The organism is Paraburkholderia panacisoli (genome assembly GCF_008369935.1).
GTDB classification, from domain to species: domain Bacteria; phylum Pseudomonadota; class Gammaproteobacteria; order Burkholderiales; family Burkholderiaceae; genus Paraburkholderia; species Paraburkholderia panacisoli.
Window position 1 is genome coordinate 1 of record NZ_VTUZ01000077.1, and the last position, 25,371, is coordinate 25,371.

Below are 25,371 nucleotides of genomic sequence, written 5' to 3' on the forward strand. Positions count from 1 at the left end.
GGCAATCTTCTGGAGAGATTCCCCTTTCTGCCAGCGCTCCCACATCAGCGCCTTCTGCGTCTCGCTGTAATAAATCCGGCGTCGCTGTTTCATCTGCAACACTCCCACTGCTTGCGCAGTCTTAAGTGTGTTGCATCCACCGGTTGAATCCGCCGCCATGTCGGCTATTTGGAGCATCGGGGAATCGGATCGACGACTGCCAGGTTTCCTGCCCGGCATGGCCATCTGGGCGCTGGGTTACGAAATGAACAGGTCATCGACGATACTTCGTCCCACACTATAGCCGCCCACGAGCGCATCGGCTTCCATGAGAAATGGCTTGCCTTGGGATTCGTTAAAGCGCAGCGCGGAGAACACGGCGACGGAGGCGCGGGCCATACTGCTCCTCACGACCGCCGCACTTCCAATGCCGGTTGTTACGCTGGATCTGCGGGAGCAGCGCCGGATTTTCCGGGGTTACACTGAGAACCGATTGTATAAAGGATTCAGAATGATGTAGATTGCGCCTATCGTTGCGGGCTCTTTGTTCAAAATATTTGCGGTTGCGGTGGCCGTAGATCCGGGCCGTCGCGCCACTCGAGGTTTGCGTCGATAAACACGAAGTCAAACAAAAACCAGAGGGTAAAGCATGCAATATAGTGAATGGATATCGAAAACGTCGCGAGCCTTCGGTATGCGCAGTGGACACCTTCGCACTGTGGACGTGGCTTTAAAGAACTATTCAAACAGCAAGTCAGTCACGGATCTGGTCATTCTGAAAAATGCCTTGGGCGATTGGCAGAACTCGAAGGATGACTGGAGAGCGAGCAGTCGGAACCTGGGCGGTGCGGTTGAAAAACTCGCTTCGTTCGTAGACGAGAAACTCCGCTTGATGAACCACGGTATGGTGCTGCAACACGCAGCACGCGCCGCTCAAACCCGTATCGCTCGTCAGGAATCAACGATTTATCATGTGTCGAAGGAGGTCGAGCAGGTGCAACGACGTACCCCTCCAGTTACTTATAAATGGTGGGTTCGGTTCGACATGATCCAGCGTGGCACGGTGGTCGAAGTGGTGGTTCATATCAAGCCCGTAATTGGAAATCTGGCGCTATTGGATAGCGTCCAGAAGTTCTGGGCGTTGCACATTGAGCGTGCGTGGAATATAGCCACGATCATCGAGCGTGGAGCCCGCTATGATCTTCAATTTCGCTTGAATTTCACCGATAGCATTGCGGATGCTTACGTGGTGAATGTAAAGAATCCGCCGCCGGACGAGACCGCTTACGTGGCGCAATTTCCGGGGGTGAATCCAAGGGATGGGCGGGCCATGTGGGCCAGAGCCGGCACGCCGCATATGGAAGATTGGGCTCATGTGGATTCGCAGGCGGTCATTCACGAATTTGGACATATGATCGGCTGTCCGGATGAATACTGGACGATCTCGCACAAGAATTTTGGTCACACCTACGATTCGAGCATCTATAACAAGGAGCCGTTCACTAGTGAAAGTATCATGAATGACACGTCCTCCAATGGACGCATTCACCAGCGACACTTTCGGTTCGTCGAGCAACAATACAACGCATGGCGTCAGCCGAATCCGGCAGCCAGGATCGAAATTGTTCGAGATGTCAGTCCCGAGACGACGTTGCAGATGGCAATGAAATCAAGGCGCCAGGCGATGGGTTACGACGATTGACTCTAAAGAACGACGGTTGTTTCATCAAAATAATGGCGGAAAAACTCCCACGCGAAAGCATATTCCACATCTAACGAAGGACCGCCGTAACCGGCGGATTCACCCGGTTTGCTGCAGCCGCAGGCCATCACGCGTTCCGTCCTATTGTGGCGTGCCTGCGTCTTCGCGCCTCACGCACTCACGAGGCGCAGCACTTCGACGCTGTCCAAGCGAGTTCGACCATTTTTACCGCGCCCCGAGCGCGCGCAAACGGCCGCCGCAAAACCGGGACCACAGGCCGCGAACGGTGTCCACACGAAACAAATGTAATCGTCTGTTAATGCCGCGTGCCACAGCGCTGTTTTAACGACAGCAGCGCCCTTCCGTTTTGGTACGATCCGGGCTTTTCCGCCAGCGGCCCGCCACCTTGAATCGCCGATATTTATCGTTGTTTCGTGAGCATTGCGCACGGTGGCTCGCCCGCATCCAACCGCAGGCTGCCGCCGGCAGCATGAAGGCCAGGCTCGTCTTTAACAGCGCGCTGCGTCGCCTTCGTCACCCGACGCGACACGGCATCGCGCTGACGCTCGCCGCGTTGCCGGCGCTGTTCCTAATATACGTGCTTGCGCTCATGCCGTTTACGCCGGGCATCGGCGACATCCGCAAAGCCCGCGTCGATCGACCGGCGTTGATCATGTCGGCCGACGGCAAACTGCTCGCAGAATTTAAACCGGTCAATCGCGAGTGGGTGTCGCTCAAGCAGATCTCGCCGTACATGGTGGATGCATTGGTCGCGACCGAAGACCGCCGCTTCTATGAGCATCACGGCATCGACTGGAGGCGTACCGCGTCGGCCGCGCTGCATACGTTCTCCGGCGACCGGCAAGGCGGCTCGACGATCACTCAGCAGCTCGCGCGCAACCTGTATCCGGACGATATCGGCCGCGCGCCGACCCTGACGCGCAAGCTGAAGGAAGCGATCACGGCCTTCAAGATCGAGGCCGTGTACAGCAAGGATCAGATCCTCGAAACGTATCTGAACACCGTGCCGTTCCTCTACAACGCGTACGGCGTGGAAATGGCCGCACGCACCTATTTCGGCAAATCGGCCGATCAGCTCGACATCCTCGAAAGCGCAACACTCGTCGGCATGCTGAAGGCCAACAGCGTCTACAACCCGGTGCTCAATCCCGAGCGCGCATTGCAGCGGCGAAACACCGTGCTCGGGCAGATGACCAAGTACGGCAAGCTCAAGCCCGATGCCTACGGCTGGTTGAAACGCCAACCCTTAAACGTCGATTTCGAATTGCAGACCACGTCGCCGGGCGCCGCGCCGCATTTCTCGGCGCAATTGCGCAAATGGCTGATCGCATGGGCCGATCGCAGCGGCTACAACATCTATGCCGACGGGCTCGTCGTGCACACGACCATCGATTCCCGTCTGCAGGCGATGGCGACGCAGGCGATCGACTGGCAGACGAACCAGTTGCAATGGATCGCAAACGACACATGGAACGAACGAACCGGCTGCGGGCCGGGCAATGACCTGTTCCAGACATTCATCCGGCAGACGTCCGACTACCGCGCCGCTCGCGATGCGGGTCAATCCGATCAGGCCGCGCTCACGAAGCTCGGCACGAACCCGACGTTCGTCCGCACGCTCTGCCGGAGCAAGACACAGATCCAGGCGGGTTTTGTCGCAATCGATCCCCGCAACGGGGATATCAAGGCCTGGGTCGGCAGCCGCAACTTCAGCGACGAACCGTTCGACCACGTGCAGCAGGCGCGGCGCCAGCCCGGTTCGACATTCAAGCCGTTCGTCTACGGCGCGGCCTTTGCGGACGGTGCGCGGCCGGGCGATACGATCGTCGACCGGAACGTCGCCATTCCATTGAGTGAGCATGCGATCTGGCGGCCTACCGACGCGGAACCGCCCACCGGCCGACCGATGACTCTGCGCGACGCGCTCGCGTATTCGCGCAACCGTGTCACCGCTCAACTCATGCAAAAGGAAGGCTCCGAGAAGGTTGCCCGGCTCGCGCGCGCGATGGGCGTGCGCGAGAGTCCGCTCGAAGCGGTGCCGTCGCTCGCGCTCGGCACGAGCCCGGTCACGCTCAAGGAAATGGTTTCGGCATACAGCACGATCGCGAATCGCGGCGCCTATATCGAACCGCGCATGGTCACGAGGATCGAGGATCACGACGGCAAGGTGCTCGCCGAATTCGCGAGCGCATCGCCGGAACAGGCACTGCCCGCCGGCGCGGCGCAAACGCTCGTCGACGTGATGCGCGACGTCGTGAACAGAGGCACCGGCGCGGGCATCCGGAACCGCTTTGGCATTCGCGCCGATGTGGCTGGCAAGACAGGCACGACGCAGGGCAACACCGATAGCTGGTTCATTCTGATGCATCCGCAACTGGTCGCGGGCGCATGGGTGGGTTTCGACGATGCACGTGTGACACTCGGCAACGACTATTGGGGAGAGGGCGCGCACAGCGCCCTGCCGATGGTGGGCGCGTTCTACGACATGGCGCTACGGTCGAGAGTCATCGATCCGCGCGCGCAGTTCAACCCCGAGACCCGGCCTCCTCGCACGGTCCGTGCACGACGCCATCGACACTTCCTCTTCTGGCAATTCTGATCTCGTCGCTGGCGGATGCGACATTCGCATTCGCCTGTGCGGCAAACGCGGCCCCCGAGAGTTTTCAGGCAAGACCGTCCGCGTTCGTAAAGGGTTGCTCGATGCCTGCCATGTCCGCAAGCATGCGAGAGCGCCACGGCGCGTGCTGGCAGGCATCGAACGACATGCGTCCGTTGGAAACCGTCTTCAAGGCGCCGTCTCAGCGGTTCATCACTCACCGAAGAGGATGTCCACGAACTATCATTGGCATGTGCACGAGGTGCCAAATTGCGCACGCGCTCTTCATAACGAGGCGGCGACAGTATGGGGCCGCTCTGTCCCCGCCTTCCTGAGCCGCGCCCGCGAATCGAAGGCCGCCAGTTATGCCTTGAGAATAGGATGCCGAAGCCCATTTACCTTTTGTGAACCAGCGTATCCGTCCCTCCTTGCCGCCTGAATGGCCCTTTCCGCCGAGTCGCGATGTCGCTGGTCGCACCTTCGGCGATCTTGTCGCGCTTCAATATCGCGGCGCGGACGTGTGGCTCTGGAAGTGCCGGTGCGGCGCCCACGTGACTGCCGGGTTGGAGGCGGTAGAGAACGGCCGAACACGGGATTGCGGCTGCCGTGAGCAGCGTCGTGTGTGGCGTTCCCGACCGGGCTCACCTGCGCTGCGGGGCGGTGAGGTGTTCGGCCAACTGACGACCGATCGGTACCTTGGCGATGGTTTGTGGGTTTGCCGATGCGACTGCGGTGGTGAGGCGACAGTGAGTGCCGGGCGCCTGCGACTGGGCCAGGTGCGTTCGTGCGGCCGCTGCTTCGGCGCTTCGACCGGCTGAGAGGCACAGTCTGCTCGGTTGGGTCATGGCATGCGCGACCTGTTTATCCGACGCTCCAATCGGTAGTGGCGGCTCGGAAATGTCTACTACGTTCCTTGGAAGCTGTCGGCGATGTTTACAGTCGCTCGGACTTGCGACCAAACTGCGCGCCTTTGCGTATCGAGCTGGGTATTCAATCGCGATTTACCCCGTACATAGGCCTCACTTCTCCCACGGCGGGCACCGATCCGCGTCGAGCCTACCGTAGAGTCCGAGTGCCTGCCTTACGGTGTCGCGCGAAACGACGCCCTCGTCAGCCAGCGATTTCAGCGCCGCGATCGCAATCGACGCGCGATCGACCTCGAAGAACGCGCGCAGCGCAGCGCGCGTGTCGCTGCGCCCGAAACCATCCGTGCCGAGCGTTACGTAGCGGCGCGGCACATAGGCGCGAATCAGCTCGGGCACGGCGCGCACGTAATCGGTCGCCGCGATGACGGGGCCGCGCGATGCGGCGAGCGCCGACGTCACATAAGGCGTCGTCTCATCGGCATCGAACAGGCGCTCCGCACGTTCCGACGACACGCCGTCGCGATGCAGTTCGGTGAAGCTCGTCACGCTCCACACGGCCGCTTCGATGTGCCAGTCGTCCTTCAGCATACGCGCCGCCGCCTGCACTTCGCCCAAAATCGCGCCCGAGCCGAGCAGTTGAACCTGTGCCGTTTCCAGCGCCGCCACATCGAGTGGATACATGCCCTTCAGCACGCCGTCGCGCACGCTGTCGACGTCGGAAGAAGGCGGCGACGGTTGCGCGTAGTTCTCGTTCGTCACAGTGAGGTAATAGAACACGTCGTGCTGACGCTCGATCATCTCGCGCATGCCTTCGTCGACGATCATCGCGACCTCGTATGCGAACGCGGGATCGTACGCGCGGCAGTTCGGCACCGTCGATGCTGCCAGATGGCTCGTGCCGTCCTGATGTTGCAAGCCCTCGCCACCGAGCGTCGTCCGGCCCGCCGTCGCGCCGATCAGGAAGCCGCGTGCGCGCTGATCGGCAGCGGCCCAGATCAGGTCGCCGATGCGCTGGAAGCCGAACATCGAGTAGTAGATGTAGAACGGCAGCATCGTCAGATCGTGCACGCTGTACGACGTGGCCGCCGCGATCCACGAGGACACCGCGCCCGCCTCCGAGATGCCCTCTTCGAGGATCTGGCCGCCGGTGTCTTCGCGGTAGTAGAGCATCGAGCCCATGTCTTCCGGCTCGTACAGCTGGCCGAGCGGCGAATAGATGCCGACCTGGCGGAACAGGTTCGCCATACCGAACGTGCGCGCCTCGTCGGCGACCACAGGCACGATGCGCGGCCCGAGCGACGCGTCCTTCAGCAGGCTGCCGAGCATGCGCACGATCGCCATCGTCGTCGACATTTCCTTGCCGTTCGACTCCAGCGCAAACTGGCCCCAGGAGGGCATCGCGGGCACGGTCGGTGTCTGCGATGCGGCGCTCCGCCTTCTGGGCAGATAGCCTCCGAGCGCAGCCCGGCGTGCATGCAGGTAGCGCATTTCCGGGCTGTTTTCCGCTGGCTTGTAGAACTTGAGCTGCTCGACGTCCTCATCGGACAACGGCAGGCGGAAGCGGTCGCGAAACGCCTTCAGCTGCTCGACGTCGAGCTTCTTCTGCTGATGCGTCGTCATGCGCCCCTGGCCGATCGAGCCCATGCCGAAGCCCTTCATCGTCTTCGCGAGAATCACGGTCGGCTGGCCGCCGTGCTTCAGCGCCTTGTCATACGCAGCATGCAGCTTGCGCACGTCGTGGCCGCCGCGCCGCAAGCGGTCGATGTCGTCGTTGCTCAGATGCGCGGCGAGCGCGGCAAGCTCGGGGTTCTGGCCGAAGAAGCGCTCGCGGTTGTATGCGCCGTCGTTGGCGGAGAAGGTCTGGAACTGACCGTCGACGGTATGCGCAAACGCGCGCAGCAGAGCGCCCGTCCGATCGCCCGCAAAGAGCGCATCCCAGTCCGAGCCCCACAGTACCTTGATGACGTTCCAGCCCGCGCCGGTGAATTGTGCTTCGAGTTCGTCGATGATGCGTCCGTTGCTCCGCACGGGGCCATCGAGCCGCTGCAGATTGCAGTTGATCACGAACACCAGGTTGTCGAGCCCTTCGCGCGCCGCCAGCGACAACGCGCCGATCGATTCCGGCTCGTCCATCTCGCCGTCGCCGAAAAAGCCCCACACCTTGCGGCCTTCCGTCTTCAGCAATCCACGGTTCTGCAGGTAGCGCATGAAGCGCGCCTGGTAGATCGCGTTGATGGGCCCGATGCCCATCGAGCCCGTCGGGAACTGCCAAAAGTCCGGCATCAGCCACGGATGCGGATACGAACACAAGCCCGGTCCCGCGATCTCGCGCCGGTAATGCTCGAGATGCGTCTCGTCCAGGAAGCCTTCGAGAAACGCGCGCGCATAGACGCCCGGCGACGAATGCGGCTGGAAATAGACGAGATCGCCGCCATGCGTAGCGTTCGCGCCGCGAAAGAAATGATTGAAGCCGACTTCGAACAGATCGGCCGCCGATGCGTAGCTCGCAATGTGGCCCCCCAGTTCGCCATAGGCGCGGTTGGCGCGGACCACCATCGCGAGCGCGTTCCACCGCAATGCGGCGGCGAGCTTTTCTTCAGTGTAGAGGTCTCCCGGATACGCTGGCTGTTGAGAAACAGGAATCGTGTTCGCGTACGGCGTGACGTTCGCGCGGGCCGTCGCGACGCCGTTCGACAGCGCATGTGCGGCGAGCCGGTCGAACAGATATTGCGCACGCTCGAGCCCGACATGCTGGACGACGCCATCGAGCGCGGCGAGCCATTCTGCCGTTTCCTGCGGATCGCCGTCGACGCGCGCTTTCGTGAGGGCAAGAACTGGTTGAGCACCGCTCGATAAATCCGTCATGGCGCGACTCCGGCAGGAAGAGAACGTGGAAACATGGAAGACGTTCAATCAGCTTACCCATGGAGGCGCAGAATGTGCGTCTCTTTTGCTTGCCTCGGCGCTTTCATATAGTGTATCGATTCTCGAAAACCGGCATCGCAAGGAATATTTACACTATGACATCCGAAGCCAGGCCCGCCTCGCGACGACTCGATCGTATCGATATCGCAATTCTCCAGCAGCTTCAGCAGAACGCGCGCATCACGAACGCGGAACTGGCACGCGCCGTCAACCTGTCGCCGACGCCCTGCTTCAACCGCGTGCGCGCACTCGAAAAACTGGGTCTCTTTCGTCAGCAGGTCACGCTGCTCGACGCCGAAGCGCTCGGCTTGCGCATCAACGTGTTCATTCAGGTGAGCCTCGAAAAACAGGTCGAAGACGCGCTGCGCCGCTTCGAACAGGAAGTCGGCGAGCGGCCCGAGGTGATGGAGTGCTATCTGATGACGGGCGACGCCGACTATCTGCTGCGCGTCGTCGTCCCCGACATGCAGAGTCTGGAGCGCTTCATCGTGCAGTGGCTCACGAAGATTCCGGGCGTCTCAAACATCCGCTCGAGCTTCGCGCTCAAGCAGGTGCGCTACAAGACGGCGTTGCCACTCCCCGTCGCGGGCCTCACGCTATCTGCGCAAGACGATGCGCCGCGCGAATGGGCCTAGCGAGAATCCGATGGCGAGGAACCCGATGGCGGGAACACCGATCGCCCCTCAGAGGCCGCCTGACAACCTCGACGCCGCGCTTGGCGAAGTGCGATGGGTGGTCTGACATGGACGCGCGAATCGTGATGGTTATATCGGTTAGACGTACCAGCGCTGCAATTCGTGACAGGGTCCACGGCGGGAGCCGCGGCACGGCCCATGCTCACCGACGCCCCTATGGCGACGAATACGGCAAGAGCAGTACTTTCAAACCAGCCATGGTCGCGCTTTCAAAAGTGATATGGCCCGCCCGCGCGGGCCCAAGCTGCCGGAACGAACCAGCCCTTCCACTCAGCCGAGGTTCGCCTTGTCCAGACCGAATGCCTTGTCGAACGAACCCGGCACCGGCCGGAACGCGACATTCGCACGGTTCCACGCGTTGATGGACATCACATCGAACGTCAGATCCGAAAGCTCTTTTTCGGAGAACTGGGCACGCACGCCCTCATAGATATCGTCCGGCACGCCGTGTTCCGGAAGCTTCGTCAGCACCTCCGTCCAGGCAAGAGCGGCCCGCTCCCGTGGTGCGAAGAGCGTCGACTCGCGCCACACCACAACATGATGGATGCGCAGTTCGCGCTCGCCGTGAATGCGCGCTTCCTTCACGTGCATGTCCAGACAAAATCCACAACCATTGAGTTGCGACGCCCGGATTGACACAAGGTCACGGATTGATTGTTCGATTGCGCTTTCTTTCAGCAACTCGTTGAGCTCAACAAACTTCTTCACCAATGACGGTGATTGCTGAAAATAGTTGATACGTTGCGTCATAACTTCTCCTGGCGACATGATGTGACCACCCGGCTATGCGGGCACCGTTAGCGGCAATGAGCCGTACAAGTCATCGTAGGTCGGCGCGGCGTATTACGGTAGCTATGTAAACGGACTCGCAGTGTTGTCCGCGAGGCATCAATTGCCGAATTGAGGCCGCCTGAAAATCAGCGGACGGTTTGACTATACGAGCAGGCGTTTCCTACGAAACGCCTCCCGCAGACCGCCTCGGTGGCTGTCAATTATTGGGCGAAAAGCTGCCTCCCTTCTCCGCCGATGGCAGCGTCGTTCGCCGCTATCACCGGTTCGACGTCGAAACCCGCTGCGCGCCACGCACCGATGCCCCCGGAAAGCGGCAATGCAAGTTTGACGCCGGCCCGTCGCAACCGCTTGGCCATCCACGCCGCAGAGACATCATTTGGACAAGAACAATAGATAACGAGCGTCCGGTTTGCACCGTAGTACTCGACGATCCGCTGAAGTTTCCGTTCATCCGCAAGCACTGCGCCTGGAATAACAAACGGATCGAGAATTCTCCGTTCGGCGGAGCGAATATCGAACACGACTGGCCGGGGATTGTTCGCCAGCAATGCATGCAACTCGCCCACGCTGATCCTCGCCTTTTCGAGCGCTTTCGCCAGCAGGATTCTCCGACAGTACCGATACGACACGTAAAGCGCCAGTGTGATGCCGATCACGATCAATGTATGCCAGCCAAGATGAGCCATAAGCGCGAAAACTCCGTCGATCTGCGACGCGAATACTGCACTGATAGTCAATCCAACCGATGCCCACAGCGCAACACCTGCGGAATCGTGCAAGATAAAAGAACGCAACCTGACTGCCATCGCACCACACAGCGGCACGGCAACGAGGGACAAGCCGGGCAGAAACCGCGCAACGAGCAGCACGCGAACGCCCCAGCGACCAAAGAAGCGCTCGGTCTTCCTGACGCACGTTTCGCGTGACAGCGACAGTTTGCAAACGATATGAAGCGTGCTTTCGCCGTATCGCTTGCCGCCCTGAAACCAGACGAGGTCCCCAAGCAGGCCACCCATCATAGCGGCGCCGATTATCGTCGCGAAATGCAACAACGTGGACGATGCAACATGTGTGGTAAGCGCAATGCCTGCGCCAATCGTAATCAATGTCGGTATGACGGGTAATGGCAGGCCAAGCGAAGAACCCGCCACATTCAGGAATACGACTAACACGCCGTACCGCGCGATCACTTCATGAGATAACATAATCCTCTCCTTCTGGCTTACGCGTACTCCTCCTGAAGATCGTTCATCGCTTTGCCGGGATCGGGCTGCCCGCAGCAGGCCCAGCGCTGACCGGCATCCTGACGGCGCAGCAACGAAGAATGTCATTGCCCGACCACAATTCGCTACAATTCCAGTACATAAACAATGCCGAGATCTGCATATCGCTGACGTACCCTTGCAAGCTCGGCCACACAGCGTAAGGAACAGACTGTCGGGACACGCCCGCCAGATGTTCTGCCCAGGAAAGCACCGCTTTGCTCACACACGGAAAACACGCCGGCGCGACGCCATGCGCCGATGTGCTCCACCTTTACCGCGGGCACCCCTGCCTCAAGGGCACGGCGAAGATGATGCTGAACGCACAACAAACCGCCGTTGATATGCGAAGTCGCGCAAATCAGGAAGCGCGATGAGGCATTCGTCAAGCGTTTTTTCAGCGTCGAAAACGGAGTATTCAGCAACGCCACGGCGGCATCGGGGACTAACTGAGTGAAGTCCTGATACGACTACCGTGATGCATAAGACACCATGGTCCCGGGCGCTCTACGGCATCCGACCGTTTCTGATCTGGTTTGCAATGATGCCGCGTCAAGGTGCAGTCGAGGTTTGGATGTTTGATTCATTTTTCTCTGACTGGACAAACCAGAATGACCCTGCGGTGGAATTCGATATGTGCTACTTCGCGCCCGGCAGTTTTTCCTCTAGCGAGCGTTTCGATTGCGGGGAAAGTTCCTTGACCGGGCCCATGGTATCGTTAGCTTCCTGCCGATAGCGGTGAACGTCCCGCGTGACAAAGCCGATTTCGCGACTGGGAATATCGAACCACTCGGGGTGTGCGAAGGACCGACGAATATCTTCGAGGCCGCTCGTCCAATGCTCGCGCATCGTACCCTCGCTGAACTCATAGTCCTTGTAATGTCCCTCGAACGCTTTGTTCTTGTAGATCAGGTGGACGACGTTCACTGCTCCGCCGTCCGCCACTTTCTGTGCCGCCCGTAGTACCGGGTGGACAAGCCGGAGCTTTTCTGGAATATGCTCGAGCAGCGCCTTGATCATCTGCGCGTGCTTTTGGTTCTGCGACATGAAGGCAGTGATCGCTCGCGTACGGCTTGAATACTGAATATCTTTGGTACGCTCGCTGACGTCCAGAAAGTCGCCCGGCAGTTTCCCTCGCGAGCTCCACAGATCGACCTGGAAGACGAGCGTATCCTCGGCCTTGGTCGTGAGAAATGCGCCATCCAGATGAATGGCCAGCATCTTCTTCCAATCGGAAAATGCATAGTCTTCAATCCGGTTCACGATCTGAATGCCCGCATTCGATACGAGAACGTCGATGCCGCCTAGCCGGCTCACCGTTTCATCCACGCCCGCATTGACCGCTTCTTCGCTGGTCACGTCCATCGCTATCGCCAGTGCTTTACCGCCGGTCGCCGCAATGTCTTCGGCGACCCGTTGGGCGTTCGCCAGATTCAAGTCCGCAATCACGACCTTCGCTCCGTCGGCCGCGAGCTTGCGTGCGCACTGCTCACCGATTCCGCTTGCCGCACCCGTAACCAGTGCGACCTTATCTTTTGATGTCATACCGCCTCCGTGAATGCTTACTGGTTGACTGCGAGTTTCATTGGCTCGGCGGGGGCAAGATAGTCATAAGCCACCTCGCCGACATCAAGCGTGAGATTTGCAATGACGTGACGTGCGCCGATGATCTTGCGAACCGGCAATTCAGCGACCGATGCAAGTGCATGCGGATGCAGTTCGAGCGTCGCGGGCCCTTCCCACGCGCCAATCACATCGACATCACGCAAAAAGAAACGCACTAGCTCGCAGATTCGGACCGTGCCATCGACATGCGGAATGACCTTGAGCAGATAGTTAGGTGTGTCGGCGAGCTTGCGGCGCTCGGCGGCCGTATCGAGTGCGCGATACTTGTAGCCCATCGTCCCAGTGGCGATACGCTGTGTCCCGTAGTCGAGCGTTCCGAGCAGCGTATCCTTGCCGTCAACGCACAGTACCGGCGAAGCGAGCTTCTTCGGAAAGCCCCATATTTCCCGTCCGCCCGCGATCGGACCTTCGTCGTCCAGAAACATTGCGTGCGTGAAGTTGGCGCGATTTCCATCAGCATCGAGAACTGAGATTACCTGTCCGCTTTCTGTGTAGTCTCCGAATCCCGAAGAATCAGGCATACGAATGAATTCGTAATGAACGATCGCTTTTTCAACCGTCAGGGGTTCTGGAACCACGGCCTTAAGCGCATCCATGTCTGTCTCATACGAGATGATAAAGTACTCCCGATTGACGAAACGGAAGGGCGGACGCGGATATGCCGGATTGTGAAACGGCATCGCAAAGGCACTCTTGCGGATATCTTCTTCTGTCATGGATCGAGTCTCGGTTGGTGTGTTTTGCGTAAGAAGTACGGCAACAGCTTCCTTTGTCGCGACCAGAATCGGGGTCACGTGAAGCAATGAAAACCGTTAAGGGTTTTCGCACGGTTCTTACGATGTCGTGTTTCCCTGATTCGCTTCAGGTAGCTGTCGCGGCCACCGTCAGGACAAATCGTATGCGCCGTCGCCGAACGGCAGTAGCCCCGCCAAGGAACCCATCGTGTTGTCGCGGTCGCAACAATCAAAGACATCACGAAAATGAACTAACCTTCTGGCTCAAACCCGCGACTTCGTATCTCGATCGATAAAACAGTGCGACATGGACCTGCCAGTTTGAGCTACCTCGACAGATGCAGCGCCTTCGACAGTATTACGCCTCGCTGCGGGCTAATCAGCCAGACGGCGTTGATATCGACGTATAACTTGAAGGTTCTGGTCGTGATGTCAGTAGGCTCGTCATCCGTAGGATCACTGTGATCGATCCTGTCGTTGAAATAGGGTGGCACCAGGTGACCGGTAAGGACAATTGCGTAGTCCCCATTTGCTTCTGCGTACGCAGCCGGTGAGAGCGTCACGCGTCCGTGAACCGTGGTCTTCTTACTTTCACCATCTTCGAGTTCGATTATGTCGACGTGCTGGATGAATCCTTTCGACTTTGCTTCCTGCCGTATCACAAGCTTTCGACCGCTTGGTCCACTTATCGTCTTTTTGAGCAGAATGCCTGTCTGGTTGTCGTCTCCCGACAGATCCACGTTTACTGTCAACCGGTGTTTCTCTGCCTGATACCTTATCCCGTACGGGACAGGCACAACAAAAGTGAGATTTTGAGCGAAATTGGCTTCCGTCACGTCGGAATTTGAGCGCTGCTTACTGGTGGGAATGCGGACCAGAGTCCGGACGCGATCCCCAAAGGAAGGTGACCGGGAACTCGTGTGTTCATTCACCATCCAATCCCGAGTGGCAACTGGATCGTCGCCTACGAAAGGGTGCCCGGACGATGAATTTGCAACATAAGAGGCCTCAATGTCCGCCGCACGCATTACCGCGGCCGCATTTGCCTGTGTTCTGACTTCCACCAGCATCAACGCACATACGAGGACGCGCATGGCGTTGGATAAGACTCGTTTGGATCTTGGATCAAACACGGTAATACTCCTCGTATTTCAACACGGACTGGTGAAACCATGCCGACGTCCCGTCAAGTTTTTTCTCCCGGACTAAAGTACGACGTCAGTCTCCCGGTCAGACGTGGGAGCCATTTCGGCATCGCCGAGCATCTCCCTTAGTTCGCGTTCGACAGTCCGACAGAGCATCGAAATTGGCACATCGTTGGCGCCTCCTTCAAATGGGTTTTCAGTGCTCTCCCCGACCTGCTCGAGCGAGGTGTACATCCACGAGACGACGACGCTAAAAGGGATGACGAGCCAAACCATGTTGCCTTGCATGAATCCAGTAACGCTGTCGTTGAGTTTGTTGAACTCCTGCAGCAAGCCAAAAGGAAAAAGCAGACAAAAGAACCGCACGAACAACGTGTTAATCGTTGCGTACTGACGTGGGTAAGGAAAGTTTTTGAGTCGCTCGGCATTAGCTTGTTGGTCAATCAACTGCCGGATCGTACTTTCCAGTTCCATGTAAAAGCTGCCGCTGATCTTCCCGGAACCGCACAACCGGCTGATTGCCGCACCTTGCATGCTCAAAACCTGCATTGGCTTGTTTGCACTTGACAGCACCTGCCTCGTCTCCTCAGCGGACAGGTACAAGGGCAGCAGTTCCTGGATCCCGATCTCGCGCTCTGGAATACTGTAGAAACGTTGATATTCGGCATTGAACGGTTTGTCAGTACTTTCCCAGACACGCGGCTGCCTGAGCTCATAACGTAAAGCTGTGAGCCACGCTAAATGCCGGTACACCAGTTCTTTCGAAACCTCCGCTTCCGCGGGGAAATCCCGAGCTATAACGCCCCAACGCCGACTCGCGCTCAGGATCGATGTCCAGATTTGCTGCGCTTCGATAGCCCGATTGTATGTCTGGACATTTTTGAATCCCACAATGAACGACGTGGCAGTGCCGAGCAGGACGACAACGGACAGCGGTACGGATAGCCAGGTTAAGCCCAGCATTTTATACAGAACAACCGGTACAGATCCCCAGAGCAGAAGCCCATAGATCTGCCTTCTGGTCCAGATCAGGAACTCAGACAACTTGTACGATTTTCCCAGGTGCATAGAGAGTCGGGTGCAAGAAAAATTGCCAGAATTGGAGTTAACGGCCCCTTGGAATTTGGGACTTGGCAAGCCAACCTGTGGGCGGACGTTGTTAGCAGCGTGGTACACCAGACGGCAACCGATGATCGGGAAACTCTCAATTTTTCATTCCGGTGCTGGGCGCCATCGCTAATACCAGCGGCAGCTGCAAAGACCTCAGTGCGCACCGGCTGCCACCGCGCCCCCCTCTCCCTTGCCTGGCCTCGTCAGCCAGATCAGCGGAATGATCGCGATGAAAATCATCGATGAGACCCAGAAGATATCGTTCAGCCCGAGCATCGCGGCCTGCGCATTCAGCGAACGTTCGAAGAGCGCCACAGCCTGATCCGCGCTGCCGCCGAGCGTCGCGTGAAGGTTCGCTATGGCGCTCATATAGCCGGGGTTGTTCACGCCTGTCTGTTCGGTAAGTTGCGCATGGTGCAGGATCGTCCGGTTGTTCCAGCCCGTCGTGATCAATGACGTGCCGACGCCACCCGCGAAAACGCGCACGAAGTTGGAGAGACCCGCTGCGGCAGGCAGCTTTTCGGCCGGCAATCCCGACAGGATGATTGCCGTCAAAGGCACGAAGAAGAGCGCTGTCGGAATACCTTGCAGCAACGTCGGCAGAATCAGCGTCCATTGATCCACGTCCGTCGTGTATTGCGAGCGCATGAAGAACACACCCGCATAGCCGACGAAGGCGAGCGTGGCGAGCACGCGTGCATCGGACTTCGGCATGATCTTGGCCATCACGGGCGCAAGCAGCACGGCGAAAATACCGAGCGGCGCCGTCACGAGACCGGCATCCACCGAACGATAGCCGAGATAACCCTGAATCCATTGCGGCAAGATCACGAGATTCGAGAAGAACACCGCGTAAGAGACGGAGATCGCAATCGTGCCGTTGCGGAAATTACGCGCCGCAAAAAGGCGGAGATCGACGATCGGACTCTTCTCCGTAAGCTCCCAGACCAGGAAGAACAGAAAGCTGATTGCCGCAATGACGGCGAGCGTGCAGATCACAGGCGAATTGAACCAGTCGAGATCCTTGCCCTTGTCGAGCATGATCTGCAGCGACGCGACCCATGCAATCAGCGACAGCAGACCGATCTTGTCAATCGGCATCTTGCGCGTCGGCGATTCGCGGTCGCGGTAAATCACCCATGTCACGGCGGCGGCAAACAGGCCCACGGGAATGTTGATATAGAAGATCCACGACCAGCTATAGCTATCGGTGATCCAGCCGCCCAGCGCGGGGCCCGCAATCGGGCCGACCGTCGCCGTCATTGCCCATAGCGACAGCGCTGTCGAACTTCTTTCCTTTGGGTACGAGCCGAGCAGAATGGCCTGCGAAAGCGGGATCAGCGGACCCGCAACGGCACCCTGCAACACGCGCGAAGCGAGCAGCACGATCAGGTTCGGCGCAACGCCGCATAGCCACGACGAAAACGCAAACAGGAGAATCGCGGCCACGAACAGCTTGATCTGGCCGACGCGCTGCGTGAGCCAGCCCGTCAGCGGAATCGCGATGGCATTTGCCGCCGAGAAGAGCGTGATCACCCACGTGCCCTCGTCGACGGACACGCCGAGGTTGCCCGAGATAGTTGGAATTGCAACATTGGCAATGGATGAATCGAGCACGTTCATGAACGTCGCGAGCGCAACCGCGAGTGTTGCGAGGACCAGCTTTCCGCCTGTCAGCGGAGGCGGTGCAAGTGGCGTGGGATTCATGTCTGTTCCAGTTTGAATTTTTCGACAAGTCTGGCGTATTTGTCTGATCGACCGTAGGCGACAGCGAGGTGCGCCCCTGGGTGCTATTCAGCCTGCGCGCTGTTTAGTGCCGCTCTTGCCGCTTGCGTCGCGCCTTGCGGAAGGCATCAACGATATGACGTTGCCTGCTGGCCCCATATGCAACGGGACCATATTCCGCGCGATGGTATTCGCGATCTCGGCATCTGCCTGCGCCCCGTATTGGGCAAACACATCCGTGCGATACGACGTGTTCATGGCCGCGCCGAGTTGCGGACCCGTGTCGTTGCGCGTATCCACTTCCACTTCCATCGAAAGGCCAATACGCAGCGGATGCGCTTCGAGTTCCTTCTGATCGAGCTGGATGCGCGCGGGCAGGCGCTGCACGATTTTGATCCAGTTGCCGGTCGCATTCTGCGCGGGCAAGGTCGCGAACGCACTGCCCGTGCCCGCCGAGAAGCCAACTACGCGGCCGTGATACTTAACCTTGCCACCATACACATCGGCCGTCAGCACGACGGGTTGACCAATGCGCATATTGCGCAACTGGCTTTCCTTGTAGTTTGCATCGACCCACACGCCGTCGAGCGGGACGATCGCCATCAGCGGCGAGCCTGGCGACACGCGCTGGCCGACCTGTACCGAACGTTTCGCGACGTAGCCGGTGACGGGCGCGGGCAACGTGTTGCGCGCATACGCAAGATACGCATCGCGCACTTTCGACGCGGCGGCCTGCACGTTCGGATGCTGTTCGACCGTCGTGCGGTCGGTCAGCGCCCGGTTGGCTTCGGCCTGTTCACGCGCGGCGTCGAGCGCGGCCTTTGCTGCCGTCGCGGCGTCGCGAGCGTGTGCGATATCTTCGGCCGACACGGCGCCCGTACCGGCGACGTCCCGGCGGCGGCGCAAATCGTCTTGAGCGCGAGCCAGATCGGACTGCTTCTGCGCGACGTTCGCGGCATAGAAATCGTTATTCACGTACAGGCTGCTCACTTGCCGCACGGTCTGGCCCAAGGTCGCTTCTGCGTTACCGAGCGCGACTTTCGCATCGGCATTGTCGAGCGTGACGACCGCGTCGCCTGCCCTCACGATTTGTGTGTCGTCGGCATTCACCGCGACGACAGTGCCCGTCACTTGCGGCGTCAGTTGCACGAGATTACCGCTGACGTAAGCGTCGTCGGTCGATTCGTGATAGCGCGCATAGGTCATGTAGTACGTGCCATAGGCGGCCGCCGCCACGACGACAGCCACGCCGAGCAGCGCAAGCAGCACCTTGCGCTTGCGTGTGTTGGACGCGCTTTCAACAGAAGCTTTTGTAGGTGCTGCATCATGTTTCGCACGCGCCGCGCTGGACTCCCGGTGCTCCGATGTGTTGATTTCGCTCACTTCAATTCTCCTGGCAGATTCGGTGGTCGACGGCTCAGCGCGCTGCGACGAATGGCTTGTTGGGTGCGGATGCATCAGCGCGCGGCGCTGCCACGGAGTCTGCGTTCGACGCATCAACGAACCCGCCGCCCAGCGCTGCGGCCAGTGCAATCTGCTGATCGCGGCGATTCATGCGCAGATTCGCCACGGCCTGATCGGCGGAAAGCGCATTGACGTCGGCGTTCAATACGGTCAGTTGATTCGTGAGACCAGCCTTGTACTGTACGAGCGCGAGTTCGTCGGCTTTACGGGCGGCGTCCTGCGCGGTTTGCGAATCGGCAAGCTGGTCATCCGTGGAATGCACGTCCGCAAGCTGTATGGCGACTTCACTCAACGCAGTCACCAGCGTCTCGTTGTAGGTCGCGACGGCATAGTCGAAGTCGGCGTAGCGGCCCTTCAACTGCGCGCGCAGTTCGCCTGCGTCGAAGATGGGCAGGTGGATTGCCGGACCGACCGCCGCGGTGCGGCTTGCCGCCGTCAGAAAGCGGCCGAAGCCAAAAGCGTCGAGTCCGATTGCCGCGCTCAAGTTGATGTCGGGATAGAACTCGGCCTTCGCTTCTTTCACATCGTGCACCATCGCATCGACGCGCCAGCGCGCGGCAACGATTTCCGGGCGCCGACTCACGAGATCGGCGGGCAGGTTGTCGGGCAGGCGCACTTCGTCGCCCATACCGAGCGTTGGGCGCGTGATCTGCAAACCACGGTCAGGACCTGCGCCGAGCAGCGCGGCGATCTGATAGCGCGTCGTCAGAGTCTGTCCGTCGAGCGATTTCAGAGAAGCGCGGCTCGTCGCGAGATTGGCCTGTGCGGTCTTGCGCTCGACCTCCGTGTCCAGCCCTGTCGCAATACGGCCCGCCGTGATGCGGTCGATCTGCTCGCGTTGCGCGATTTCCTCTTGCGCGATGTCGCGTAACACATATAGACGCGCAAGCTGGTTGTACGTGCGGGCAATCGACGTCGTCAGCGTCAGCTTGACGACTTCCGCGTCGACCTGGCTCGCCTGCTGCTGCGAGATGGCCGCTTTCAGCGCTTCGCGGTTCTTGCCCCACAGATCGAGATCATAGGAAGCGCTCAGCACGCCCTTGTTCTCCGTCTGCCACGAGCCGCCGAACGGAGGCGGCACGAACGTTGTATTCGAGAACTGTTGGCGCATCAGGGAATAGCTCGCGTCGACACGCGGCATCGTGCTCGCCTTCGCCGTTTCGCTGTATGCTGCGGCGGCCGCAACGCGGGCGTGCGCCTGGTCGAGCGTCGGGTTGCTCTTCAACGCTTCGTCGATCAGCGCCTTCAGTTGCACATCGCCGAACTGGTCGGCCCAGTTGCCGGCAGGCCAATGGCCTTGTTCAGCGGGAAGGCTGTGCTGTGTCGCGAACTGCTGTGGCTCGGCCGTTTTCGCGTCGCTGTGAATGCCGGCATAGTTCACGCATGCCGACAGTGCCGCGGCAAACATCACCGGGACACCCGCTTTCAATGCGCCAGATGCGCGTCGTCTGTTGTTTGACCGAATGCTCATTCTCTGGCCCATTAAATAGCTGAGTAAGAAGTTCTGCGCGGAAAAGTGTGAGACCAGTCCAGTGCGACGTTGGCGACACGTGGTGCAACCTGGTGGGTGACGCTGCCGAAGGATCGGCCTCGCGAAGTCGCGGAAAGTGTCCCTTGCAAGCGCAAACAGCGTCTTGATACCTGTCCATGGATTCCTCAGGCATCGACGTACCTGCTGACTATGCCCGGCACCTAACACACACCATGTGCAGAAGTGTTCGCAGTTATTGGTCAGCAACCTATATCGGTCTTCGCCGAGGCGTGCCCTCGCCCTCTCTACGGCATCGACTCCGGTATATATGGCGTCCGGTTCAGAATGAACTTTTATACCTTTCCCTGCCGCAAAGTCGCGCAACGGAATATATTCAATGGGATGTCGTTTAGCGGAATGGTGAAAGCCCCCGTAGTGAATCACCTGCCCATTCCCTGCATATATGCCATGGTGTGTATAGCCGTCCCGCTCACTAACAAGATGCGCACCGATTTCGATAGCGCGTTCCGTGCGGGCCAACGCCGGCGAAGTTGCGAGGCAATCAACGTATGAAGTGTCCATGACGAACCGCCAATGTCGTACCTGCGATGAATTCAATGCCATTGAAACGCCCTACGCATAAACACATGGAAGAGCTAGTCACGCTTTCCAAAGCCGAAGGCAAAGCGAGTCCCTCCGAGGCGACTTCTCTCGGGAAAATCGGCCACTAAATCACAGTCGAATTACATTCACGCGCCAGCGCGGACAAATGGGCCACCAGGAAGGCGGAACGGCGCGGTCTCGCCCTCAGACAGATTTGTGCGGTTGTGAAACAAGACCGCGATTTAGAAGCCGGGCTTCCGACTTCAGAGAATGCCGCTGAACGAAAGTGCAATTGCGAGTCCGACATTGATCGCACATATCGTGATCCAGCCAACTAGCATCCACAAAGGTCCGAGACGAAACATGGCGCCCTCCACTAGCGACCTCGATGCCCCGTCAACTTAGTCGAGTCACCGCGCTGCCATGTTGGAATGATAGGTGCCGAATCCCTGCCCCAGTAGATACGTATCAGGACACCCACCGTTTCCGTGTCGGCACCAGTGGTGCAGCCGCTTGCTTTTGATTGGTGCCAAAGGGACAACACCGTGAGCCCTTTTGCGTATCTAGCGCACTGTGCCGAGTCCACCTACGATCCCTTCATGCGGCGCATCGCCGCCATCGCCGCTGCCGACATCCGCCAAGCGCGGGTTTCCGCCGTCGTCGCGAGGAGAACAAGGCGAACCTCGCCTGAACACGCCAGATTTTCTGTTTCTCTTGATCATCGTCCCGCGTGCGGCTCACGTTATTTGGAATGCACATCATGTCTCGCCTGAAGAACACCGCAATCGCCATATTCGCCGCCGCAGGCGTGCTAGTCGGCACGGCTCGTGCCGCGGCTCCCGAAGCCGTCGTCACCCCGTTATTCACCCAGCCCCTCAACGATTATCCGGGCAAGGAAGCCCTGATGATCACCGTGACCTATCCGCCAGGTTCCGTCGATCCCGTCCATCGACATCACGCGCACGCCTTTGTTTATGTGCTGGAGGGTTCAATAGTGATGCAGGTCAAGGGTGGCAAGGAAGTTACGCTGACGCCTGGACAGACCTTCTATGAAGGCCCAGACGATGTTCACACGGTCGGGCGCAACGCAAGCCAGACCAAACCTGCCAAGTTCGTCGTGCTTCTTTTGAAGGACAAGGGCGCGCCTGTTCTCGTGCCAGAGAAGTAAGACTCTTCGTACGGGAGTGCATTGGCTTTGCCGTTTTGGCTTGCGGCTAGCATCCGCATTCGTGTCTTCTCGGCGTGCCGTGCCCATGGAATGCGCCATGACTCAGATCGAAAAGTCCTCCACGCAGGAAAGACCCGCACCTCGGCCGTTAGCCGGGGACGGTAGGGTCTTCAGCTCCGAGGGTCGCCCTGCTGACATCAAGCTTTCGTCGCCTCGCAGCGCGCGGTGTTTGCCGCCGACTGGTCCCTCCGTCTCATCGCCGCGATGGAGCCTGCGGCCGCCAAGACGAAGATCACCGTCCCGCCTCTAATTCAACTCGCCACCTATTCCAGGAGTTCCACCATGGGTACCAGACTTCTCGCCGCACTGCTCGGCGCACTCTCCGCTTCCCTGGCCGCGCCTGCGTTCGCCAGCGGCTACGGCCCGGCACCTTTCTATCAGCCCTCGGTTGGTGCACCGACGTCGCAGCGCGTCGCCGAACCCCGCGACGCCGCTGATACGCAGCATAGCCGTGGCGGCGTGCCCCCCGGCTCGTCTCAATCAGGACGCCGTGCTTCAGTGACGCCGCACGGTGACCTCTTCGGACATCGCTGACGCACTCAGTATTCGTTGCACAGTGCCACACGAACTCGTTGCGCGAAAAAGACCCTATTCGGTTTCGGGCCCGCATCTTGACCCCGGAGATGGATTCTCCCAGGCGTGTACGAGCAACATGGCCCGGCCCTGGAGGACCGACCAACCAACCCCGGTCATTGACCGCCTGGCCGGGGCGGTGCCGGCTGCTGACCATATCGCAAATCTCTTCATTCGGTCGGTTTCGTTCAGCAATTTAGAAAGTGGCCCAATTACCTTTCTGGAAGCCGGATCAAGACATGCGGCGATCATTCACGACGCTGCACGCTGAACCACCTCCTGAATAAGGACAAATCCCTGGCGTAGTGAAGCAAGGTATCGGTCGTCGTAAATTCGATACATGTCGTTGAACTGGTAATTTTCTAACGGAAGGCAAGGATCATGTCGCAGAAGATACTGATAGTGGGTGCCGGCTTCGCCGGGGTATGGGGTGCGCTAGGCGCCGCTCGCGTACTCGATGGTGCGGCCGTAACGACGAGTGACGTTGAAATCACCCTGATTTCGCCGAAGCCTGAGTTGCAGATCCGGCCGCGGCTGTACGAAAACGAGCCGCAGCGTATGGCTGCTCCGCTATTGCCACTACTTGAGGCCGTCGGCGTGAATTTTCTCGAGGGCACTGTTGAAGCGATTTCCGTTCATGACAAGACCGTGACTGTGATGGCCGCAAATGGCCAGCAGCGTACGCTCGCATACGACCGACTGCTATTGACAAGCGGCAGCAAACTGAACAGGCCACCCATTCCGGGGCTTGCCGAGCATGCTTTCTCCGTCGATCGCATTGAGGATGCCGTCGTACTCGAACGCCACCTGGAAGCGTTGGCGAAACTGCCGGATTCGGATGCCCGCAACACGGTGGCGGTAGTGGGATGCGGATTTACGGGCATCGAGGTCGCGACTGAACTGCCCGGGCGACTGCGCAAGGTGTTTGGCCCCGATGCCGCGATCAGGGTCGTCGTTGTCGGCTCGCAGCCCGATATCGGTCCTGATCTCGGACCTAATCCTCGCCCGTATGTATCTGAAGCATTCGACTCTCTGGGCGTTGAGGCCGTACTTGGCGCTGGCGTGGTGTCGGTCGATGTGGACGGGGTCCGCACTGCGTCGGGAAACTGCATTGAAGCCAGCACGGTGATCTGGGCGGGAGGCATGCGTGCCAGTTCACTGGCTGCGCAAGTTTCCTCGCGTCTTGATTCGCTGGGACGTGTCGAGGTGGCATCGGACCTTCGCGTGCCAGAAGCACCCGATGTATTTGTTGCGGGCGATGTGGCGCGAGCGTTGTGCGACGATGACGGGCGATACGCGTTGATGTCCTGCCAGCACGCCATCGTCATGGGGCAATTCGGCGGACACAATGTGGCCGCAGATCTGATCGGTGTCCCGACCCTGGCATATAGACAGCCGTTCTATGCCACTTGCGTCGACCTTGGCGAATGGGGCGCTATCTATTCGGAGGGCTGGGATCGGCGGATCAAACTCACCAACGCCGAGGGTAAGGCGCGCAAACAGATAATCAACACGCAGTGGATATACCCGCCAGCGCCAAATCGTACCGAGGCCTTGGCAGCGGGTAACCCGCAAGCTTCCTACGGCTGACCTGCCAGCACCGTCCAAGGTGTTGCAGTGACCGACGAAGCGGGTCCGCCACGTGCGGCAGCGGCGATGAATGTTTCAATAGACGATCACACGCTGCTGCCGCCCGATCAACGTTGATTTGAACCGCCGGCCTACTAGGTGGCACGTGGCGCCGGTCGCAAGAATCTGATATGCGACGCGACGCGAGCCGAAGGAAATGCGTGCCACGGTGCAACTTCTCACACGACTACCGCGAGATTTTGAACGTTCGGACGGTAGCTCAGACGTGACCCGACTCCAAGGTATCTTCGCGCAAGGGTCCCCCAAAACAGTGACGCGAGCGTCGTCCAGACCTTGCTTGCGATGCGCACGAACAACCATCAACGAAAGCACGAGCGATTGCGTAGTGAAACCAAAGTGTGAATACGGCTGCAAAACGTACGTCCCGCGTTGATTCATTGGGCGATGCGGCCAACTCCTCCATCCATTTTTCCTTCAAGCAGCCCTCCTCGGTTTCGAGTCGCGAGAGCTATCTAGCCGTCGTGATGGCGAGCTGAGGGGGCACAGTGCAATCAAGCCGTTAGTGGCCTCTCAAGAGTGCGAAGGACGCTGCTTGCACCTGATACGCAAGTACCAGGCGGCGACTAGCGTGGCGGCCGCATGTCCCGGTTCATCGCCGGACGTGTTGGCGGAAGGGAGAGTGTTGCGGAGACATCCGTGGCTGCAAATGCCGGTGTTGTGCGAACGCTGCAGCATGGTAATCCGACTCCGCGGAACGCGTCCTACATAGGGAGTTTGCAGTACTACCTAGAGATCTCAAAATCAGTTGGAAGAAACACCTGGAACGTACATGGCGGCCGCAGGGATGCGGCAGTGCACGGGGACCAGGGTCGCATTGGATTTCGTCTTGAGGGAACAAAATGAATCAATCGGACACATCGGAACGCTGCTTTCGCCTTGGCTTGCCGAATCGCGCTGACGCGCTGTCCACAAGCATCGCCGCGAGCTATGCGGGCATCATGGCATTCATGGCGGTGGCGAGCGAGGGCAGTTTCGCCAAGGCCGGTGAACGTCTGGGCGTGGGCAGATCAGCCGTGAGCCGGAACGTCCAGAAGCTGGAAATGCAACTGAGTACGCGCCTGTTTCTGCGCACCACCCGCAACACGCAACTGACGCACGAAGGCCAGCGGTTCTTCGAGAACTGTCACCAGGGGGTCACGCACATCGCGGAAGCCATGAACGACATGTTGGAGCTTCGCCAGGGGCCGCCTCGCGGCCTCGTCCG

Annotated in this window: 18 protein-coding genes and 1 pseudogene; 7 read left to right on the plus strand and 12 right to left on the minus strand. The window is 59.3% G+C overall.

The features are described 5' to 3' along the window. Nucleotides 1-237: 237 nt before the first annotated feature. Nucleotides 238-378: a hypothetical protein gene (locus tag FVF58_RS48140; RefSeq protein WP_188131201.1), complete on the minus strand. Its 141-nt coding sequence runs from the start codon at nt 376-378 to the stop codon at nt 238-240. 250 nt (nt 379-628) lie between these two features. On the opposite strand from FVF58_RS48140, the gene FVF58_RS48145 reads away from it, so the two are divergent. Together FVF58_RS48145 and FVF58_RS48150 are read left to right on the plus strand one after the other, a co-directional pair. Next, entirely contained in the window at nt 629-1,681 is a 1,053-nt protein-coding gene (locus FVF58_RS48145) for a hypothetical protein (RefSeq protein WP_149676548.1), read from the plus strand. A 490-nt stretch (nt 1,682-2,171) separates the two neighbouring features. Then, nucleotides 2,172-4,301, plus strand: coding sequence for a penicillin-binding protein 1A (locus FVF58_RS48150; protein WP_246217557.1), 2,130 nt, complete (start codon nt 2,172-2,174; stop codon nt 4,299-4,301). A 1,016-nt stretch (nt 4,302-5,317) separates the two neighbouring features. On the opposite strand, the gene mdeB is transcribed toward FVF58_RS48150, so the two are convergent. Then, on the minus strand, nt 5,318-8,029 hold the full coding sequence (gene mdeB / locus FVF58_RS48155) for an alpha-ketoglutarate dehydrogenase (RefSeq protein WP_149676550.1): 2,712 nt from the start codon (nt 8,027-8,029) through the stop codon (nt 5,318-5,320). Between the two features lie 155 nt (nt 8,030-8,184). On the opposite strand from mdeB, the gene FVF58_RS48160 reads away from it, so the two are divergent. Then, the gene (locus tag FVF58_RS48160) at nt 8,185-8,724 is read left to right on the plus strand and encodes an Lrp/AsnC family transcriptional regulator (protein WP_149676551.1); all 540 of its coding nucleotides are present in this window, start codon (nt 8,185-8,187) and stop codon (nt 8,722-8,724) included. A 330-nt stretch (nt 8,725-9,054) separates the two neighbouring features. Here the strand turns inward: FVF58_RS48160 and FVF58_RS48165 are convergent, their stop codons facing one another. The 10 genes and pseudogenes from FVF58_RS48165 to FVF58_RS48210 all read right to left on the minus strand — a co-directional run bounded on the left by FVF58_RS48165 (nt 9,055) and on the right by FVF58_RS48210 (nt 20,695). Further along, the gene (locus FVF58_RS48165) at nt 9,055-9,534 is read right to left on the minus strand and encodes a carboxymuconolactone decarboxylase family protein (protein WP_149676552.1); all 480 of its coding nucleotides are present in this window, start codon (nt 9,532-9,534) and stop codon (nt 9,055-9,057) included. 242 nt (nt 9,535-9,776) lie between these two features. Further along, nucleotides 9,777-10,781 (minus strand): DedA family protein/thiosulfate sulfurtransferase GlpE, encoded by a 1,005-nt coding sequence (locus FVF58_RS48170; RefSeq protein WP_149676553.1) that lies wholly within the window; start codon nt 10,779-10,781, stop codon nt 9,777-9,779. A 143-nt stretch (nt 10,782-10,924) separates the two neighbouring features. Then, nucleotides 10,925-11,269 (minus strand): carboxymuconolactone decarboxylase family protein, encoded by a 345-nt coding sequence (locus tag FVF58_RS48175; RefSeq protein ID WP_149676554.1) that lies wholly within the window; start codon nt 11,267-11,269, stop codon nt 10,925-10,927. Between the two features lie 403 nt (nt 11,270-11,672). Continuing rightward, nucleotides 11,673-12,383: pseudogene (locus FVF58_RS53905) on the minus strand (SDR family NAD(P)-dependent oxidoreductase); the annotation flags it as partial. Nucleotides 12,384-12,400: 17 nt separating this feature from the next. After that, nucleotides 12,401-13,180, minus strand: a complete 780-nt coding sequence (locus tag FVF58_RS48185; protein WP_149676556.1) for an acetoacetate decarboxylase — start codon at nt 13,178-13,180, stop codon at nt 12,401-12,403. 344 nt (nt 13,181-13,524) lie between these two features. After that, the gene (locus FVF58_RS48190; protein ID WP_149676557.1) at nt 13,525-14,331 is read right to left on the minus strand and encodes a hypothetical protein; all 807 of its coding nucleotides are present in this window, start codon (nt 14,329-14,331) and stop codon (nt 13,525-13,527) included. Between the two features lie 72 nt (nt 14,332-14,403). After that, complete coding sequence (locus tag FVF58_RS48195) at nt 14,404-15,411, minus strand: bestrophin family protein (RefSeq protein WP_149676558.1); 1,008 nt, start codon at nt 15,409-15,411, stop codon at nt 14,404-14,406. Nucleotides 15,412-15,606: 195 nt separating this feature from the next. Then, a complete protein-coding gene (locus tag FVF58_RS48200; protein WP_149676559.1) occupies nt 15,607-17,160 on the minus strand; it encodes a DHA2 family efflux MFS transporter permease subunit in 1,554 nt (517 codons plus the stop codon). A gap of 87 nt (nt 17,161-17,247) precedes the next feature. Then, nucleotides 17,248-18,561 carry an HlyD/EmrA/EmrK family protein gene (locus FVF58_RS48205; protein WP_246217558.1) on the minus strand — a complete coding sequence of 438 codons (1,314 nt, stop codon included), beginning with the start codon at nt 18,559-18,561 and terminating at the stop codon, nt 17,248-17,250. A gap of 34 nt (nt 18,562-18,595) precedes the next feature. Continuing rightward, the gene (locus FVF58_RS48210) at nt 18,596-20,695 is read right to left on the minus strand and encodes an efflux transporter outer membrane subunit (RefSeq protein WP_149676560.1); all 2,100 of its coding nucleotides are present in this window, start codon (nt 20,693-20,695) and stop codon (nt 18,596-18,598) included. Between the two features lie 781 nt (nt 20,696-21,476). Here FVF58_RS48210 and FVF58_RS48215 point away from each other — a divergent pair. The 4 genes from FVF58_RS48215 to FVF58_RS48230 all read left to right on the plus strand — a co-directional run. Next, the gene (locus tag FVF58_RS48215; protein ID WP_149676561.1) at nt 21,477-21,884 is read left to right on the plus strand and encodes a cupin domain-containing protein; all 408 of its coding nucleotides are present in this window, start codon (nt 21,477-21,479) and stop codon (nt 21,882-21,884) included. Nucleotides 21,885-22,226: 342 nt separating this feature from the next. Further along, on the plus strand, nt 22,227-22,478 hold the full coding sequence (locus FVF58_RS48220; protein WP_149676562.1) for a hypothetical protein: 252 nt from the start codon (nt 22,227-22,229) through the stop codon (nt 22,476-22,478). Nucleotides 22,479-22,898: 420 nt separating this feature from the next. Then, on the plus strand, nt 22,899-24,107 hold the full coding sequence (locus FVF58_RS48225) for an NAD(P)/FAD-dependent oxidoreductase (protein WP_149676563.1): 1,209 nt from the start codon (nt 22,899-22,901) through the stop codon (nt 24,105-24,107). An 899-nt stretch (nt 24,108-25,006) separates the two neighbouring features. Beyond that, nucleotides 25,007-25,371: LysR family transcriptional regulator (locus tag FVF58_RS48230; protein WP_149676564.1), on the plus strand; the 365-nt coding region annotated here is incomplete at its 3' end.